General features: G+C 71.6%; 16 protein-coding genes. 7 read left to right on the top strand and 9 right to left on the bottom strand.

From position 1 onward, the window contains the following. Positions 1 to 34 precede the first annotated feature (34 nt). Positions 35 to 1,312: a hypothetical protein gene (locus KIK09_RS22780; RefSeq protein WP_214321292.1), complete on the top strand. Its 1,278-nt coding sequence runs from the start codon at positions 35 to 37 to the stop codon at positions 1,310 to 1,312. On the opposite strand, the gene KIK09_RS22775 is transcribed toward KIK09_RS22780, so the two are convergent. Genes KIK09_RS22775 through KIK09_RS22755 form a run of 5 tightly spaced genes read right to left on the bottom strand, consistent with a single transcriptional unit; the run spans position 1,302 to position 7,759 of the window. Further along, positions 1,302 to 2,135, bottom strand: coding sequence for a sugar ABC transporter permease (locus KIK09_RS22775; RefSeq protein WP_214321291.1), 834 nt, complete (start codon positions 2,133 to 2,135; stop codon positions 1,302 to 1,304). The two genes, KIK09_RS22780 and KIK09_RS22775, sit on opposite strands and share 11 nt — an antisense overlap. After that, on the bottom strand, positions 2,132 to 3,550 hold the full coding sequence (locus tag KIK09_RS22770; RefSeq protein ID WP_214321290.1) for an ABC transporter permease subunit: 1,419 nt from the start codon (positions 3,548 to 3,550) through the stop codon (positions 2,132 to 2,134). The genes KIK09_RS22775 and KIK09_RS22770 overlap by 4 nt, the downstream gene beginning before the upstream one ends. Before the next feature lie 3 nt (positions 3,551 to 3,553). Next, on the bottom strand, positions 3,554 to 4,702 hold the full coding sequence (locus KIK09_RS22765; RefSeq protein ID WP_214321289.1) for a sugar ABC transporter substrate-binding protein: 1,149 nt from the start codon (positions 4,700 to 4,702) through the stop codon (positions 3,554 to 3,556). 1 nt (position 4,703) lies between these two features. After that, entirely contained in the window at positions 4,704 to 6,026 is a 1,323-nt protein-coding gene (locus tag KIK09_RS22760; protein WP_214321288.1) for an alpha/beta hydrolase, read from the bottom strand. Beyond that, positions 6,023 to 7,759 (bottom strand): glycoside hydrolase family 13 protein, encoded by a 1,737-nt coding sequence (locus KIK09_RS22755; RefSeq protein WP_308164239.1) that lies wholly within the window; start codon positions 7,757 to 7,759, stop codon positions 6,023 to 6,025. Before KIK09_RS22755 ends, KIK09_RS22760 begins: the two co-directional genes overlap by 4 nt. Before the next feature lie 166 nt (positions 7,760 to 7,925). Between KIK09_RS22755 and KIK09_RS22750 the strand changes: the two genes are divergently transcribed. From KIK09_RS22750 to KIK09_RS22730, 5 genes are read left to right on the top strand one after another with little or no spacing between them, the layout of a single operon-like run. Continuing rightward, positions 7,926 to 8,924: a LacI family DNA-binding transcriptional regulator gene (locus KIK09_RS22750; protein WP_214321286.1), complete on the top strand. Its 999-nt coding sequence runs from the start codon at positions 7,926 to 7,928 to the stop codon at positions 8,922 to 8,924. Between the two features lie 58 nt (positions 8,925 to 8,982). Then, complete coding sequence (locus KIK09_RS22745) at positions 8,983 to 9,453, top strand: methylated-DNA--[protein]-cysteine S-methyltransferase (protein ID WP_214321285.1); 471 nt, start codon at positions 8,983 to 8,985, stop codon at positions 9,451 to 9,453. Beyond that, entirely contained in the window at positions 9,450 to 10,145 is a 696-nt protein-coding gene (locus KIK09_RS22740) for a 2OG-Fe(II) oxygenase (RefSeq protein ID WP_214321284.1), read from the top strand. The genes KIK09_RS22745 and KIK09_RS22740 overlap by 4 nt, the downstream gene beginning before the upstream one ends. After that, entirely contained in the window at positions 10,142 to 10,813 is a 672-nt protein-coding gene (locus KIK09_RS57920) for an Ada metal-binding domain-containing protein (protein WP_250573551.1), read from the top strand. Before KIK09_RS22740 ends, KIK09_RS57920 begins: the two co-directional genes overlap by 4 nt. Next, a complete protein-coding gene (locus KIK09_RS22730) occupies positions 10,810 to 11,451 on the top strand; it encodes an alpha-ketoglutarate-dependent dioxygenase AlkB family protein (RefSeq protein WP_214321283.1) in 642 nt (213 codons plus the stop codon). The genes KIK09_RS57920 and KIK09_RS22730 overlap by 4 nt, the downstream gene beginning before the upstream one ends. Here the strand turns inward: KIK09_RS22730 and KIK09_RS22725 are convergent. From KIK09_RS22725 to KIK09_RS22710, 4 genes are all read right to left on the bottom strand, one after another. Next, the gene (locus KIK09_RS22725; protein ID WP_214321282.1) at positions 11,414 to 13,423 is read right to left on the bottom strand and encodes a M14 family zinc carboxypeptidase; all 2,010 of its coding nucleotides are present in this window, start codon (positions 13,421 to 13,423) and stop codon (positions 11,414 to 11,416) included. The two genes, KIK09_RS22730 and KIK09_RS22725, sit on opposite strands and share 38 nt — an antisense overlap. Positions 13,424 to 13,489: 66 nt before the next feature. Then, positions 13,490 to 14,770 (bottom strand): MFS transporter, encoded by a 1,281-nt coding sequence (locus KIK09_RS22720; protein ID WP_214321281.1) that lies wholly within the window; start codon positions 14,768 to 14,770, stop codon positions 13,490 to 13,492. 51 nt (positions 14,771 to 14,821) lie between these two features. Beyond that, positions 14,822 to 15,442, bottom strand: coding sequence for a DUF998 domain-containing protein (locus tag KIK09_RS22715; protein WP_214321280.1), 621 nt, complete (start codon positions 15,440 to 15,442; stop codon positions 14,822 to 14,824). Then, positions 15,439 to 15,705, bottom strand: coding sequence for a YciI family protein (locus tag KIK09_RS22710; RefSeq protein ID WP_214321279.1), 267 nt, complete (start codon positions 15,703 to 15,705; stop codon positions 15,439 to 15,441). The genes KIK09_RS22715 and KIK09_RS22710 overlap by 4 nt, the downstream gene beginning before the upstream one ends. Positions 15,706 to 15,769: 64 nt before the next feature. On the opposite strand from KIK09_RS22710, the gene KIK09_RS22705 reads away from it, so the two are divergent. Next, entirely contained in the window at positions 15,770 to 17,155 is a 1,386-nt protein-coding gene (locus KIK09_RS22705; RefSeq protein ID WP_214321278.1) for a hypothetical protein, read from the top strand. Positions 17,156 to 17,157 lie beyond the last annotated feature (2 nt).

Here is a 17,157-nt window from a genome sequence, read left to right as displayed (position 1 = left end):
AGATATCCCACGCCATACCTGTACCTTGCCCGACATGACCAGAAGATCATGGATCTGGTGGGGCTTATCCATCGCCGCTTCCGCAGCGGGCCTGACCTACGGCTACCTGCGGGGTGAGGGGGGATTCGCGTGGTTCTCGGCCTTTGCGCAGTGCCCAGGCCTTGAGCTCAACGAGCAGGTGGAACTGCTCGCCTACCCCGTCTACCCGTGGCTCTTCCCGCTGTACTACGGAGGCCTGCCGGTGGTCGTCGCGGGCCTGCTCGCCGTCTGGCTCTCCGCCAGGCTCGGGCGGCCCCGCTGGGGGCGCGTGGCGGTTCGCGTGCTGACGGTCGCACCGCTGCTGTGGTTCGGTCGCCAGCCGCTCGGGCTCGCCGTCGACCTGGTGGTCGACCGCGACTGCCTGGGGATGTGGGGTCCCGGCGTGAGCTTCTTCGTGCTGCCCGCCCTGGCGCCCACGCTGGCGGCGATCTTCATGCTGCTCGCCGTACGGCAGGCCCGCCCGGCGTGGCCGCGCAGGCTCGCGGTGTTCCTGACGCCCCTCGTCCTAGTGGCCGCGCTGACCAGCGCCGACCTGGCCCGTGGCCGCAAGCCCATCCGCGACACCGAATGCGCGAGGGATACAGGACAGGCCGCCTACCTGTGCTGGGCCCGTTCTCTGGACAGAGCCGCGTTCACCCGCAAGAACGACGCCTCCCTGCTCGCCTACGGGACCGAGCTCTGCGGGCGGTTCATGCGCGACGACCCGGACGTCACGGAGATGGGCTACGGCCTGTCGGCCACCTGCCCCGAGGTCCAGAAGAAGATCGACGGGACGCAGGCCGCGAAGGATCGCGAGTACCGGGAGTGGAAGGCGTCCGAGGAGCGCGCGTGCGGCGCCACCCGGCCCCATCGTCCCCTGGTGAAGCCGCGCTCCGTCGTCCGCAGGACGATGTGGCCGGACTACGGGATCATCGAGGCGTACGAGGGCGACGAGGTGCCGTCCGACGACGTGCTGGACCGGGCCCAGCGCAACCGCGTGGCCGCCGCCGTGCCCGGGCATGCGATCATCCTGGTGTTCGCCGACGCCACGACCTGCGCGACCGTCGAGACGTACACCCGCCGCCCGCCCATGGAGCGCAAGGGGTGGGACCGGGTCGTCGAACTGGACTACCGGAGCCCCACCGGTCACCTGGTCTTCGGCAGCCTCATGGGCGGCGAGGAGCTCCCCGACCTGGCCTACGCGGGCAAGGGCCGCTACCGGATCAGGGTCCACGTCGAGAACGCCCTCCCGGCGGGCTACCAGCGCCTGCTGATCATGGTCTTCAGGACTTGACCGCGCCGGAGGTGAGCCCGCCGACGATGTAGCGCTGGAGGAACTGGAAGAGGACGAGCACCGGCAGCGAGCCGAGCAGCGCACCGGCGGCGAACACCCCCCAGTTCTGCCCGAACTGATAGGAGATGAGCTGGTAGAGGCCCACGGCGAGCGTCTGCTGGTCCGGGTCGGTGAGCACGAGCCCGGCGATGACGAAGTCGTTCATGGTCGCCACGAAGGAGAACAGCGCCACCACGACGAGGATGGGCGCCGCCAGCGGCAGCAGGACCCGGAAGAAGATCCGGACGTGCGAGGCGCCGTCGATCTGGGCGGACTCGTCGAGCTCGCGAGGGATCGAGTCGAGGAAGCCCTTCATCAGGTACGTGTTCACCCCGAGCGCGCCGCCGAGGTAGACCATGACCAGCCCCAGCCGGCTCCCCAGCCCGAGCGGCGGAAACACCTCCTTGAAGGCGGACAGGAGCAGAAATATCGCGACGTAGGCGAGGACCTGGGGAAACAGCTGCACGAAGACCAGCCCCACGAGCCCCGCCCGCCGCCCGCGGAAGCGGAACCGCGAGAACGCGTACGCCGCGCACACCCCGAGGAACACCGACCCGGCCGAGGTCGTCAGCCCGATCACGAGCGAGTTCAGGAACCAGAGGGGAAAGGGGTGCAGCGAGTCGCGGAAGAGCGTGACGTAGTGCTCGAGGGAGATCTCGGAGAAGAGCGCGTTCGACCCGGTCAGCGTCCCTTGCGGATTCAGCGACGCAGACACCACGAACACCAGCGGGAACACCGCCACGGCCACGGCCGCCATGCCGATCAGGTGCCTGAGAGCCCTCATGCCGCCACCCGCGCGGCCCGCCGGAACCCGGCGAGGGACACCACCGCGATCACCACGAAGATCAGGATCGACACGGCGCACGCCAGCCCGTAGTTGCGCGCCGACCCGCCGAAGGCCAGCTTGTAGACCAGGGAGATCAGCAGGTCCGTCGCGCCCACGTCGATGGGCGCCCGCGCGTCCCGCGGCCCTCCCCCGGTCAGCATGTAGATCACGTTGAAGTTGTTGAAGTTGAAGGCGAACGTGGCGACCAGCACCGGCGCGGTCGAGACCAGGAGCAGCGGCAGCTTCACGCTCCGCAGCACCCGCCACGGCCCCGCGCCGTCCACCCGCGCGGCCTCCGACAGCGGGGCGGGAATCGCCTGCAGCGCCCCGGTGCAGATGAGGAACATGTACGGGAATCCGATCCACACGTTGACCGCCAGCACGCTGAGCCTGGCCAGCCACGGATCGCCGAGCCACGGCACGTGCGCGCCGCCGAGCAGCACCTGGTTGACGAACCCGTGGTCGGGGTTGAGCAACCCCTGCCACAGCAGCGCCGCCATGAACGCGGGGAACGCGTACGGCAGCACCAGCAGCGTCCGATAGAGCCGGAACCCGTCGAGCACCAGCGCGAGCACCAGCCCGAAGCCGAAGCTGAGCGCCACCGACAGCCCCGCGAAGGCGAACGTCCACACCAGCACGCCCAGGAAAGGCCCGCGGATCTCGGCGCTGGTCAGCACCGAGGCGAAGTTCTCCGGCCCGACGAACACCTTCCAGCCGGGGCTCAGCCGCCGCCCGTCCGCCGCCGCGAAGGCGCCCCGCCCGTCGTCGCGGTAGACCACACCGTGCGCGTCGACCATGGCTCCGTCGCGGTAGGTGATCGTCGGCCGGTACCGCGCCGCCGTGATCCCGTCCGCCGTCCGCAGTCCGCCACCGTCCAGCGGCACCCGCAGCGCCGCGATCTCCGCCTGCCGTGCCACGATCTGGTCGTACGGCAGCGCCTGCCAGCCGGGCGTGACCGGCCCCAGCCCGGCACGGGTTCCGACCCTCGCGCCGTCCACCAGGAATCCGAGCTCGCCGTCACGCGCGGCCACGCGGATGGCCACCGAGGGCCCGGGCACCCGGATCTCACTGCCGGCCAGGATCGCGGCCACCGCGTCCGCCTTCGTCCCGTTGTGCCCGTCACCGTAGTTCGTGAAGGCCGCGTAACCGGTGTAGAGCACCACATACACCTGGTAGACGAGCAGCAGCACGACGCCGGGCGCCAGGTACTTCGCGGGAACGGCCCGCCTGCCGAGATAGACGGCGTTGACCGCCACCGCCCCGGCCAGCAGGACGCCGAACATCCACCAGGCCCGCTGCCCCGCCAGCCCCACGAGCCCGTAGACGGCCAGCGCGTCCACGACCCCGAGGATGAGGAACTTCACCATCCGCATGGGTCACTGGCCGATCTTCGCGCGGATCTTGGCGGCCGCCTGGCGGGTCACCGCAGCGGGATCCCCCTGCCCGTTGATGATCGCGAGCTGTGACAGGCCCCAGTCGGCCCAGACGGCGTCCATTTCCGGAATGTTCGGCGTCGGCACCCCGTCCAGCGCCGCCCTGGCCCAGCCGTCACCGGCCCGCACCGACGTCATCGCCGCGGGCCGCCCGCCCGCCTCAGCCAGCGCCTTCTGCGCCGGCGCGGTACCCAGGTAGTTGATCAGGAAGTCGTTCGCCAGGATCGGATTCGCGCTCTTCGAACTCACGTAGAACCCCTGGACCCCGGTGAACGGCCGCGCCTTCGCCTCCCCCGCGGGCGGCACGGGCTCGACCGCGAACGGCACCCCGGACTTGGCCAGCACGGGCTGGTCCCACGGCCCGGTGACCAGGAACGGCGTCTCGCCCTTGACGAACGCGCTGGTCGCGACGTCGCCGCTCATCGAGGTGGACACCACCTTCCGCGCCGCCAGCCCGCGCAGGTAGGCGGCGAACCTCAGGCCGCCCTGATCGTCCAGCTCCAGCCGCTTGTCCGGCCCGAAGACCGCGGACCCGAACGACGTCATCAGCGGATAGAGGTGGAACGGCGAGCCCGCCTTGGGATCGACCGGCAGCCCGACCGGATACTTCGCCTTGCGCCCCAGCTTGACCAGCTCGTCGAAGGTTCGCGGCGCGACAGGGGCCAGCTTGGTGTTGCGCACCAGCGCGACGCTCTCGATCGCGTACGGCAGGCCGTAGGTCTGCCCGTCGTAGGTCATCGCGTCGAGCGCCACCTTCGGGAACTGCGCGGCCTTGGCCGACAGGTCGACGGGGGCGACGACGCCGTTCTGCACGAGCTTGCCGAGCCAGTCGTGGGGTCCGACGATCACGTCGGGTCCCTGGCCGGAGGGCGCCTGGGAGACGAAGTCGTCGCGCAGGGAGCCCATGGCCTTCTGCACGATCTTCACCTTGACGTGCCTGTCGCGCTCGAACCCGGCGGCGATGGTCTGGAGCGTGGGCGCCCGGCTGTCGTCGGCCCAGACCGTGAGCGTGGCGGGTGCCTTCTCGGGCTCCGCGGCGGCACATCCGGCGAGAAGCAGCGCGAGCGGCAGCAGGGCGAGGGGGTTGCGCATCTCATGCTCCCTTGTGCGGGTCGTTCTGTGACGGGTCGGTCCAGCCCTCGACGCGCACCCAGACGCGCCGGTCGCCGTCATGCCTGAGCGGTTCGCGGATGAGCCGGCCGGCGGTGTCTAGCCCGTCGCGGCGCCAGCCCCGCCCGATCGTGCCGTTCAGCCCGATCCCGAGGGGCAGCCGCCAGGCTCCGTGGTGGATCCCGGGTGCCACCTCGGTGGTGGCCAGGCCGGAGAAGTAGACCGGATGGCCGTCTTCCCGGGGGTCGGCGGGAACGACGACGGTCACGTCGAGGACCGCGTCGGGGGTGCCCGCGACGACCGTCACCTGCGAGGCGGCGGACAGTCCCGCCGCCGAGGCGACGACCTGCGCGGTCCCGGGCGCGGCCCCGGTCAGGAGCGCGTGGCCGGCGGGCTCCAGCGCCTCGGCGGGCCGCCACGTCACCGAGGCGCTCAGCACCGAGTACTCGCAGCCGTCGGCCCGCTCCCCCACGGGGGCCACGTCCGCGACCTGGCCGACCGCGGTCCTGCTGTCGGAGCCGGTCAGGCGGATGGGCGGGCCCGCCGTACCGAACAGGTGCAGCAGGGCGCTGGGCGCGCGGCGGGCCCAGGCGTCCTCGTGATGCGGCGCGGACGGCTCGTGCCGATAGCGCAGCTCGTCGTCGGGCGCGTAGCCGAGGCCGAGCAGCCGCTCGGCGAGCTCCCGGACGGGACGGACCATGATCAGCCCCTCCATGCCGCCGATGTCCAGCCAGATCCGGCGCGGCCCGCGCGCCTCGAAACGGCGGTGGACGGAGGTCTCCTCCAGCGACACGGGATCCACGTAGGTCAGGAAGGGCGACATGATCGCGGCCAGCCCGAACACGTCCGGCCTGCGGAAGGCCAGGTGGTAGCTGACCAGCCCGCCCATGGACGACCCCATCACCGCGGTGGCCGCCGGGTCGTCCGTCACCGCGTACCGCCCGCGCACCAGCGGCAGCAACTCCTCCACCAGGAAGCGCTCGTACAGCGGGCCGCGCGGCTCGGCGCCGGGATCGCGCGGGTAGGCCACCTCGTGCGAGTACTCGGCGCCGCGCTGGTCACCGGCGTTGGACACGCCGACCGCCACCAGCGGCGGCAGCAGGCCGCGCCCGATCAGGTCGTCGAGCGTCTCGTCGAGCCGCCAGCTCGGCTCCAGCCCCGCACCCGCGAAGACGTGCTGCCCGTCGTGCAGGACCAGCACCGGGTACGGCCCGGCCGCGGCGTCATGGCCGGGAGGCAGGTAGACGAAGACGTCCCTGGTGTTACCGAGCGCCTCGGAGCGTATGCCGGACAGGATGTCGATCATTCGGAGAGCTCCCAGACGTGGAAGGCGGGCCCGTCGGAGGGCATGAACTCGCCGGGCCGCAGGTCGGGCCCGCCGGTGAGGCTGACGAGGGTGCCTGCGGAGGCGGCACGACCGGTCAGGGCCGCAGGGACAGGGACGGGCTCGTGTCCGGCCCGGCTCACCTGGACGACCAGCGTCTCGCCGGGCAGGGCGCGCTCGTACACCAGCACGTCCTCGTCGGCGTGCAGCCATCTGAGCCCGCCCCGCCGGAGCGCGTCGTGGTCACGGCGCAGACGGATGAGGTCCTGAAATATCCGGTAAGTCGCGGAATCCTGGGGTCCATCCCAAGGGAAGGGGCGGCGGCCGTCCTCCAGGTGGACGCCCTCGACCCCCACCTCGTCCCCGGCGAACACCATCGGCAGGCCAGGAAGCGTGAACAGCAGCGCCGCGCCGAGGTGCTGCCGCTCCCCGCCCGCGATCGAACGGAAGCGGGCGGTGTCGTGCGAGTCGAGCAGCGTCAGGTTGTGCGCGTACGACCGCCACGGCAGGCGGGCCGCGTGCCGGGTCATCACCTCGGCGACGTCCTGCCCGCCGTACTCGGGGATGGAGCCGGGGGTGCCCCAGAACTCGGTGGAACGTTCCCGGGCCAGCCACGACCAGATCGGGCGGGCGAAGCCCGCGTAGGCCATCGTGCCGTGCCAGCCGTCGCCCCGCAGCGAGGCCGAGGCGTCGAACTGGTGCTCCGCCAGCAGCAGGCGGCCCTCGCCGAGCGCGGACCTGGCCGAGCGGGCCACCTCGGCGTTGAGCTCGACCCCGCCGTGCCTGCCCGCGGACTGCGCGACGTCCACCCGCCAGCCGTCCAGGCCGAACTCCTCCGGATAGCGCGCGATCACCGCGGCCAGGCGCCTGCGCAGCTCGGGCGAGCGGTGGTCGAACTTGGGCAGCGTCTTCACGCCGGCGAAGGTGGCGTAGTCGTCGCCGTCGAAGTAGTAGAAGCCGTGCTCGGGGCCGGCCGGATCGGCCCGGCCCGTCATGAACCAGTCATGGCCGTCGCCGGAGTGGTTGAGCGTGATGTCGCCGATGACCCGGATGCCGCGTTCGTGCGCGGCCGCGGTCAGCGCCATGAGCGCCTCGTCGCCGCCGAGGAGCGGATCGACGCGGTCGAAGGTGGTGGCGTCGTAGCGGTGGTTCGACCTCGACGGGAAGAACGGGGTCAGGTAGATCAGGTTCGCGCCCAGGTCCGCGATGTGGTCCAGGTGCTCGGCCACGCCCCGCAGGTCGCCGCCGTAGAGCTGCTGCAGCGCGTGCGGCTCGCCGTACGGGATGGGGTCGTCCCAGGCCGCGGGCGTGGCCCAGGAGGGCAGCGGCGCGGTGACCCGTCCTGAGCGGGCGAATCTGTCGGGAAAGATCTGATAGATCACCGAGTCGGCGGCCCAGGAGGGCGGCGGCGGGTAGGCCGTGAGCACGAAGTCGGTGGCGTCGGTGACCTCCAGCCTGGACAGTCCGGCGGCGGTGAGCCAGCGCGGTCCGCCGGCGGTCTGCAGCAGGAAGCGGTATCCGCACTCGGGATTGACGACGGTGACGGCCGCCCGCCACCACGTCTCGTGCGGCGTGACCCGATCGACCGTCGCCTCGCCGAACCGCGGCTCCCCGTCGGGGGCGGTCCGCACGTGGACGCGGCGCACGCCGAGCGCGTTCGAGGTCCGCAGGAACACCTCGACCCGCCGGCCGAGCTCCGGCGCGGGATCGGTCACGTACAGCGGCGAACCATCATGATGCGCTGCTGTGTTGCAAAGGCGCCCCATACTATGAACACTCCAAAACACGGCTTTTACCTGGATTTATGCTGATGGAGCCTAGGTCGGCGTTCGTGACGGCCGCAACGGACGGCAACATGTTTCAGTGGTTTCTGGAGGGTCGATGACACGCCTGTCCGTCCGGACGATCGCCAAGCGCGTCGGGGTGAGCGCGGCCACCGTGAGCCGCGTGCTGAACGACCGGCCCGGGGTGGCGGAGGAGACCAGGGACCGGGTGCTGCGGGCCATCCGCGAGCAGGGCATGGTGGCGCCCGCGCCGGTCACGGAGCCGTTCGTCGGCATCATCGTGCCGGAGCTGGACAATCCGGTCTTCCCCCTGCTGGCCGGGGCGATCGAGGCCAAGCTCGCCGCCTACGGCGTGACCGCGATGATCGGCAGCTCGACCAAGCGTGGGCCGACCGAGCTGGACTACCTCGCGTCCCTGGCCAGGCAGCGCATCCACGGCCTGGTGCTGATCTCGGGACGGCACGCCAACCCGTCGGCCGACCACGGGTTCTACTGGCAGCTGCACCAGCGGCATCTGCCGATGGTGCTGGTCGGCGGGTACGTCAAGGACCTGCCGGTATCGACGGTGACGACGGACGAGGCGGCCGGCGCGGCGATGGCCGTCGCGCACCTGCGCTCGCTCGGGCACACCCGGATCGGGCTGGCGGGCGGGCAGGAGTACCTGCGGCCGTCGCAGAACCGGCTGCGCGGGTACCGGCGGGAGATGCGCCGCTGGTTCGGCCACGTCGACGACTCGCTCTACGTGGAGACGGACTACTCGCTGACCGGCGGCCACGCGGCCGCCCGCGCGCTGCTGGCGGCCGGGGCGACCGCGATCGTCGCGGGTAGCGACCTGATGGCGCTCGGCGTGCTGGGAGCGGTCCGCGAGGCCGGGCTTTCGGTGCCCGAGGACGTGTCCGTGATCGGCTACGACGACTCCTACCTGGCCTTCCACAGCAACCCGCCGCTCACCACGGTCAGGCAGCCGGTCGAGCAGATGGCCGCGGCGGCCGCCTCGGCGCTGTGGGAGCGGGTCCAGGGCTATCACACGCCCCACGTCGACCACGTCTTCCCGCCGTCGCTGACAGCCCGCGCCTCCACAGGACCGCGCACCTAGCGGACCAAGAGGTCCGAAAACCGCCAACCGATCTCGCTGCCTCGGTGTTGTAGAGAGTATGAGCATTCACACCACCATCGACAGCCCGCTGGGTCTGGTCCTGATCGAGGGGGACGGCTCGGCGATCAGCAGGGTGTCGTTCGTGCCGGAGGTACGGCCGGGCGGCGACGACGAGGCGTTCGCGCGGGCGCGGCAGCAGTTCGCCGAGTACTTCGCGGGCGAGCGCACGGAGTTCGACCTGGAGCTCACCTCGGCGGGGACGCCGTTCCAGGAGCGGGTCTGGGCGGGCGTGGCGGCCGTGCCGTACGGCAGGACCAGGACCTACGGCGAGCTGGCCGCGGAGATCGGCGCCCCGCGCGACAGGATCCGCGCCGTGGGCGCGGCGATCGGCGCGAACCCGCTGCTGGTCGTGCGGCCCTGCCACCGGATCGTGGGCGCGAACGGGTCGCTGACCGGCTACGCCGGCGGCCTGGAGCGCAAGCACGCGCTGCTCACGCTCGAGGGCGCCCTCCAGCAGGTGCTGGTATGAAGCCGGACGAGATGGACTGGAAGGCGCTGGCCGCCGAGGTCGACGCGCACGGCTGCGCGCTGACCCCGCGCATCCTCACGCCCGCCCAGTGCGCGGAGATCTCCCAGCTGTACGGCGAGCCGGGCCTGTTCCGCTCGACGGTCGACATGGAGCGGCACCGGTTCGGCAAGGGGCAGTACCGCTACTTCAGGCAGCCCTTCCCCGACCTGGTGCACCGGCTGCGGGAGGCGTTCTACCCACACCTGCTGCCGATCGCCCGCGACTGGGCGGCCCGGCTCGGCCGGCCGGCGCCGTGGCCTGACACGCTGGCCGAATGGCTGGACATGTGCCATGCGGCCGGGCAGACCAAGCCGACGCCGATCCTGCTGCGCTACCAGGAGGGCGACTGGAACGCCCTGCACCGCGACCTGTACGGGGACCTGGTGTTCCCGCTGCAGGTCGTGATCGGCCTCGACCGGCCGCGCGAGGACTACACCGGCGGCGAGTTCCTGCTGGTGGAGCAGCGTCCCCGCGCACAGTCGCGAGGCACGGTGACGATGCTGGAGCAGGGCCACGGGTTGATCTTCACGACCCGCGACCGGCCCGTCAGGTCGTCGCGCGGCTGGTCGGCCTCCCCGGTCAGGCACGGCGTCAGCACGGTCAGAACCGGCCTCAGACACACCCTGGGCCTGGTCTTCCACGACGCGGCATGAGCTACACGCTGATCGGGCGGGACGGCCTGCCGTACGAGAGTGAGAGGCCGGGGACGCTCGGCGGGCATCGGCGGGCGCGGCTGTACGGGCGGCTCGACTGCCCGTCGGCGCTGCGGGCCATCAGGCGCGGCGGCTACGTCGGGCACCGGGTGTTCTTCGCCGACGAGGCCACGGCGGTGGCGGCCGGGTACCGGCCGTGCGCCGTGTGCCTGCCGGAGGCGTACCGGGCGTGGAAGGGCGGGCACACCGAGGCCGAGCTGGCCCGGGTGCTCGACCTGGTGGGCGGGGCGGGCTCGGTGGTGCTCGGGCACGGGCGCGACCCGGCCTCCACGGCCGCCGTCGAGGCGTTCGGTCAGGCCTGGGACGGCGAGGTGCTCGCGGTCGTCGACTGGCCGGAGGACGCCGCCTCCTGGCTGAGGCCAGCCACCAGGTTCACCGCCCAGGAGCCCGACGCGTGGGTGGTGGCGGGGACGCCGCCCGGCTGGGCGTCGATGGCCAGGCGGCTGCGGATGAGCACCGGCTGGGACCCGGGCAGGACGTTCGGCTTCGCCTCGATCGCGGCGGCCGTCGTGCCCGCGGGACCGGGGACACTGGAAGGGCTGCGCGGGGCCGCCGCCGACGGCACCGCGTGGCGCATCGGCCGCAACCTGATCGAGAGCCTCCCATGATGCCCCTGCAGATCGCCCCGGGAGCCGTGCACGTGCCCGGCTGGCTGTCCCTCGACGAGCAGCGCCGCCTGGTCACCGAGTGCCGGGCCTGGGCCTCGGGTCCCGTCCCGATGCGGCACACCGTGCTGCCCAGGGGCGGGGTGATGTCGGTGCAGACCGTGTGCCTGGGCTGGCACTGGCGGCCGTACGAGTACGTCAGGACCGTGGACGGGGTGCGGGTGGCCGAGTTCCCGGGCTGGCTGGCCGAGCTCGGCCGCCGGGCGCTGGCCGAAGCCGGGATGCCCGGCGAGGGCTACACGCCCGACATCGCGCTGGTCAACTTCTACGACGAGCACGCCAAGATGGGCATGCACCAGGACAAGGACGAGCGGGCAGACGACCCGGTGGTCTCGCTCAGCATCGGCGACAGCTGCGTGTTCCGCTTCGGCAACACCGAGACGCGGGGCAAGCCGTACACCGATGTCGAGCTGGCCTCGGGCGATCTGTTCGTGTTCGGCGGGCCGTCCCGATACGCCTACCACGGCGTGCCGAAGGTCTACCCGGGGACCGGTGACCCGGCCACCGGGCTGGCGTCGGGACGGCTCAACATCACGATGCGGGTCAGCGGTCTTCGCGATAGTCAGCCGCCACCCCGATGAGGGAGATCAGGCCGGCCGCGTACTCCAGCGCCTCCTGGTGCCCCTCGGCGAAGTCGGGCTGGAAGCCCACCCCTTCCCACGCCTGGGTCTGCGGGTTCCACAGGTCGTTGCCGACCTCGAAGTCCCAGCCGAAGACGCCGTGGTCGTACCAGAGCTCGTCGGCGGAGTTGCCGGCCGCCGAGTAGAGCACGTCGGTCACCGGGCCCGTCTGCTGCGGCCAGGTCACGGTCCCGCGCTCGGCGGCGATGCCGGACTCGATCGTCCTGGCGGAGCGGAGGAAGAAGTCCAGCTGCTGGTCGGTCGGCCTGGGCAGGGTGACGCGGCCGTCGAGCTTGTAGGCGCCGGGCGGCCACATGAAGTACCCGCCGTAGGAGTGGACGTTCATGGCGAACTTGATGTTGTGGAAGGTCTGCGCCATCCAGATCACGTTCTTGCTCTCCGCCTCGGAGTGCTCGGCGGGGCCCGCGTAGGTGGCGCTCTGGCAGTTCGTGGAGGCGCCGAAGTAGCCGTCGGACTGCGAGCCGACCGCGTAGTTGCGGTTGACGTCGACGCCCCAGGTGTTGCGCAGCGCCGGGTCCGACTGCGCGGCCGGGCAGTAGTCGACCATGTTCTTCCGCTGGAAGTTGTAGTCGTAGAAGCTGTAGTTCGCGCCGTCCGGGTTCACCGTCGGGATGATGAAGATGTCCGTGCGCTCGAGCAGCCGGCGGGTGGCCGGGTCGCGCTGGTAGTTGCGCAGCAGGCGCTCGGCCGACTCGATCGTGACCAGCGGCGCCACCCACTCGCGGGCGTGCTCCTGCGCGTAGGCCAGCACGCCGGTCCTGGATCCGTCGCGGTGCGCGCCGACCCGGAGCGCCAGCACCTGCCACGGGGTCCGCGGCACGCCGGCCGGGGCCTTGAGGAAGTCGCTCAGCTGGGCGAGCGCCGCGGGCGCCACGACGCCCGTGCCCGGGTCGTTGCGGTACGGCGTGGCCTCGACCAGCGTGCCCGCGCTCGCGTTGATCGCGGCGATGACCTGGGCGGCGGTGCTGACGGGGTTGCCCGCGGCGTCGGTCGCCAGGCCGACCGTGATGCGCGTGCCGTTCACCGTCACCTTGAGCGGGCTGCTCGGCGTGCCGGGGTTGACGGCCTCGATGGACACGGCGTTGCCGCCTTCGGAGCCGTAGGCCTTCGAGGTGACCACCACGGTGCCGAACTGGGCCTGGGCGTGGCGGCGGTAACCGTTGGTGAGGTAGGGCAGCTTGATGATGTCGGTCAGGTGCGGGAACTGCTCGTGCAGCGCCTTGATCCGGTCGTTGAGCTGGCCCGGCGGCATGTACTGGGTGACGAAGTCCTTCTGGTAGCCGGGGGCCTGCCGGTCGGGTGCCTTGCCGCCGGGCCATTCCCTGACCAGCGCGTCGGCCTTGCCGCCTGTCGCGGAGGTGACCGTCACCCAGATCGGCCGCTGCGGTGCGGGGGCCGGTGTCTCGAACTGGTGGCCCAGGTAGACGTCGTCGTCCACGAACGGCACCATCGCCACCGTGCCGGAGGAGCCGCGCACGCCGCGCCAGGCCACGCTCAGCGTGGCGCCGGCGCCGGCGCTGCTGGTCGCCTCGACCGACAGGAAGTAGCCGTCGCGGGTCTTCATCCAGACCGCCCGCTCGATCACGATGCGGTCCTGCTCGGTGGCCTTGGGGGTGTTCGTGGGCGCCTTCTGCGTCCTGGCGCCCAGCGCCTGGATGGCGGCGAGCTGGCCGGGCGTGACGACGGCGTCCACCTGGATGCTGCCGTCGGCCTGCGGCCTGACCCGCTCGGTCAGGTCGGCCCCGGAGTCCACCAGCCTCTCGAAGGCCGCCCGGTCCGGCACCGTGACCGTGACCACCGAGGTGGGCTCCGGCTGCGCCGGCGGCGGCTCGGCCGCCGGGACAGGCGCCGTGACCAGGTAGGTCGTGACGCCTATCGCGAGGACAACAGCGGACGCCCGTAAGCCACGCATCGGCTCCTCCTTGATCGGCCTCTGCCGATCATTCAAAGCGAGTACGGCATGCCCTACAAGACCCGATTAATCGGGCAAATCACCCCGATTGCGCAGGGACAGCAGCGCGACCGCGCTGACCAGGCAGGTGGCGATCACGAAATATGCCGGGATGTCGATGTCTCCGGTGCTCTTGATCAGCTGCGTGATGATCAACCCGGCGCAGCCGGAGAACACCGCGTTGGACAGCGAGTAGGCCAGGCCGAGACCCGTGTAGCGGACCGTGGTCGGGAACATCTCGGCCAGCATCGCCGGGCCGGGCCCGGCCAGCAGGCCCACCACCACGCCCGCGGCGAACACCGCCACGCCCTTCATGGCGGACGAGCCGGCCGGGTCCTGCAGCACGTTGATCAGCGGGAGCGCGAGCACGACGATCAGCACGGCGCCCGTCAGCATGACGGGGCGGCGGCCGATCCTGTCGCTCAGGATCCCCGCCGGGACGATCGCCAGCGCGAAGCCCAGGTTGGACAGCACCGCGGCGATCAGGCCCTGCTGGAAGGTGGCGTGCAGCGCCGTCTGCAGGTAGGCGGGCATCACGACCAGGAACGTGTAGCCCGCCGCCGACCAGCCCATCAGCCGCCCGATGCCGAGCAGGATGGCCTTGGTGACCTCGCCCGTGGTGGGCCTGCGCGGCGGCAGGGCGGCCGCCTTCTGGAAGCTCGGCGTCTCCTCCAGCCGCAGCCGCAGCCACAGCGCCACCCCGCCCAGCGGTACGGCGAGCAGGAACGGGATCCGCCAGCCCCAGCTCTTGAGGTCGGCCTCGGAGGTCAGGCTCGCCATGATCGCCGCCGCGCCCGCGCCGCCGAGCAGCCCGAGCGCCACGGTGAACGACTGCCAGGAGCCGTACAGGCCGCGCCTGCCCGGCGGGGCGAACTCGGTCATCAGCGACACCGCCCCGCCGAACTCGCCGCCCGCCGACAGGCCCTGCAGGATCCGCACCAGCGTCAGCAGCCACGGGGCGGCGGCCCCGATGGCGGCGTAGGTCGGCAGCACGCCGATCAGCGCGGTGGCCACCGACATCAGCGCGACCACCAGGATGAGCAGCGGCCGCCGCCCGATCCGGTCCCCCAGCCGGCCGAAGATCGCCGCCCCGAGCGGGCGGAAGAAGAACGCAAGCGCGAACGAGGCGTAGGTCTTGATCAGCGCCTCGAGGTCCCCCGCCGCGCCGGGGCTGAAGAAGTTCGCCGCGATGATCGTGGCGAAGAATCCGTAGACCCCGAACTCATACCATTCAATGAAATTTCCTACCGAACCGGCGATCAGAGCGCGGCGCGACCGCTGCGTGTTCTGTTGGTCGAGTGCCGTCATGTGGGGGAACCTCCCGGCGTCTTGCGAATGACGACAAGCGTCATAGACGACCTAGATCATGTCAATAAGTTTCAGCCGCCTTGATTGCCTGAGGAGCCGGACCGCCAGCGCCACCATGAAGGCGAACTGGACGGCCGTGCCGATCACCAGCCGCAGGCTCAGGGTGCGCTGGTCCGGCCAGGCGTCCACGACCAGGACCCCGACCGGCGAGGCCAGCCACCACCACGGCACCACCTTGCGAACGACCAGCACCAGGCACCCGGCGAACCAGGGCAGGGAGGCCAGCACGAACCCCACCTCGTGCACCATCCCGTGCCGGCTCATCTCCGGCGCCCCGGCAGGCGCTCCAGGCGGGAAGCCCGCGCCCGCGTCGGTGGTGAAGACGCCGGCCGTCACCAGCCCGAGCCCGACGATCCCGAACAGCAGCGGACCCCACGTCCCGCCGCGCGCGTGGTCGATCGCCCGGCGCATCCCGGCCGCGAAACCCACGTAGAGCAGGCCCGTGACGACGAAGTTCGCGATCTGGATCCAGCCGGGCCCGCCCAGGCTCAGCAGGCTGAGCGGGTGGTAGGCCGGGTCGAAGCCCTCCCTGGTGAACGCCTGGACCAGGTAGACGGCCAGGAACAGTGGCCCCGCGACCAGGCCGCAGGCCAGCAACCGAGGCGTCGTCACTGGACCGGCCTGACGTCCGCGTGGCCCGGTACCGGGCTCGCCAGCAGGCGGGTGGCGATCTCGGTCGCCCGGTCGAAGCTGTCGCAGTCCACCACCCAGCAGGCCGCGACGGACTCCTCGGCCGCCGGGTCTCCTGGGCCGAACCTGCGGGTGTTCACCGGGTCGGCCAGGACGCGCTTGTCCACCAGCTCGCCGGACCCGGCCAGCCGGCGGTCGAACGGCTCGGTGGCGGCCTCGCCGTACGTCATGATCATGAATTGCACGGGGCACTCCTCTCTCTCGCGGGAGACGTCGGAGCCGCGTCGTCGTTTCTGACACGATGAGCGGGTGGAAGATCGGTTACGTGCGGCCTTCGTCAGCGGCGAACTGCTCGACCTGCGCTCCGGTGACGACGACGATCCTCGTCAGGCCTCGACCTGGCCGGCGTCGCGGCAGGTCAGCGCCGCGTCCATGATGGCGTTGCTGCTCGGCGGGGCTCAGGCGGAGCCTGGCCAGGTCGCGATGCTCCGGCTGGCGGGGGCGCGCGTCACCGGGCAGCTCGACCTGGACGGCGCCGAGCTGAACCACCGGCTGGAGCTGGTCGGCTGCGCGCTAGATGAGCCGCTGCTGATCAGCGAGGCGCGGACCCGCTCGATCGCGCTGTCCGGGTGCGTCCTGCCCGGCATGACGGCCGCGCGGTCCAGGATCGACGGCGGCCTGACCATCAGCGGCTGCGACCTGCCCGAGCTGGACCTGCGCGGCACCGCCGTCAGCGACGACCTGACCCTCGAGGGCGGCACGCTGAAGGAGCTGGACGCCGCCACGGTCCAGGTGCAACGGCATCTCACCCTGGGTCCCGGCCTGACGATCGAGGGCACGACGCTGCTCAACTACGCCGCCGTCGGCGGGCAGGTCAGGGTCACCGAGGCCACGCTCGGCGTGGTGGAGATGCACAGGGCCCGCTTCGACACCGACCTGTTCGTGGCCAGGCCGTCGAAATGCACGGGGAAGCTGTCGCTGATGGGCGCCAGCGCGGTGGGGCGCATCGACCTGGAGCTGCTCGAGGTGTCCGAGCTGGGCTGCGAGGAGGTCCAGGCGGGCGTCCTGCACCTGCCCGGCGGGGTGACGCACCTGGTCCTGGACAGCGCGCGGGTCGGCGTGCTGCGCGGCGTGCTCAGACCGTACCCGCGGCAGCTGTCGATCAACGGGCTGACCTACGAGGCCATCGAGCCCTCGGCCAGGACCCGCGACCGGCTGGAGTGGATCAGGCTCGGCTCGCATCGCTACCGCTCTCAGCCGTACGAGCAGCTGGCGGCCATGTACAAGCGCGACGGCCACGACGTGGACGCGCGCACCGTCCTGCTGGCCAAGCAGCGCCACCGGCGGCGGATGCTGCAGTGGCCCGGCCGGCTGCTCGGCTACCTCCAGGACGCCTCGGCGGGGTACGGCTACCGCTCCTGGTGGGCCGGGCTGTGGCTGGCGGCCTTCCTGGCGGCCGGCACGACCTACTTCCAGCAGTCGCCCCCGCCACCGCTCAAACCCGGCGAGCACCCGGACTTCAGCGCCTTCGCCTACACGTTGGACCTGCTGCTGCCGATGGTCGACCTGGGCCAGACGGGGGCCTGGAACCCGCACGGCGGAGCCCAGGCGGTCGCCTACGCGCTGCTGATGCTGGGCTGGCTGCTCACGCTGTCGGTCGCCACCGGCGTCACCCGCGTCCTGTTCCGCGACTGAAT

Source organism: Nonomuraea sediminis (assembly GCF_018531495.1).
Classification (GTDB): Bacteria; Actinomycetota; Actinomycetes; order Streptosporangiales; family Streptosporangiaceae; genus Nonomuraea; species Nonomuraea sediminis.
This window is presented reverse-complemented; position numbering and strand designations above follow the sequence as displayed.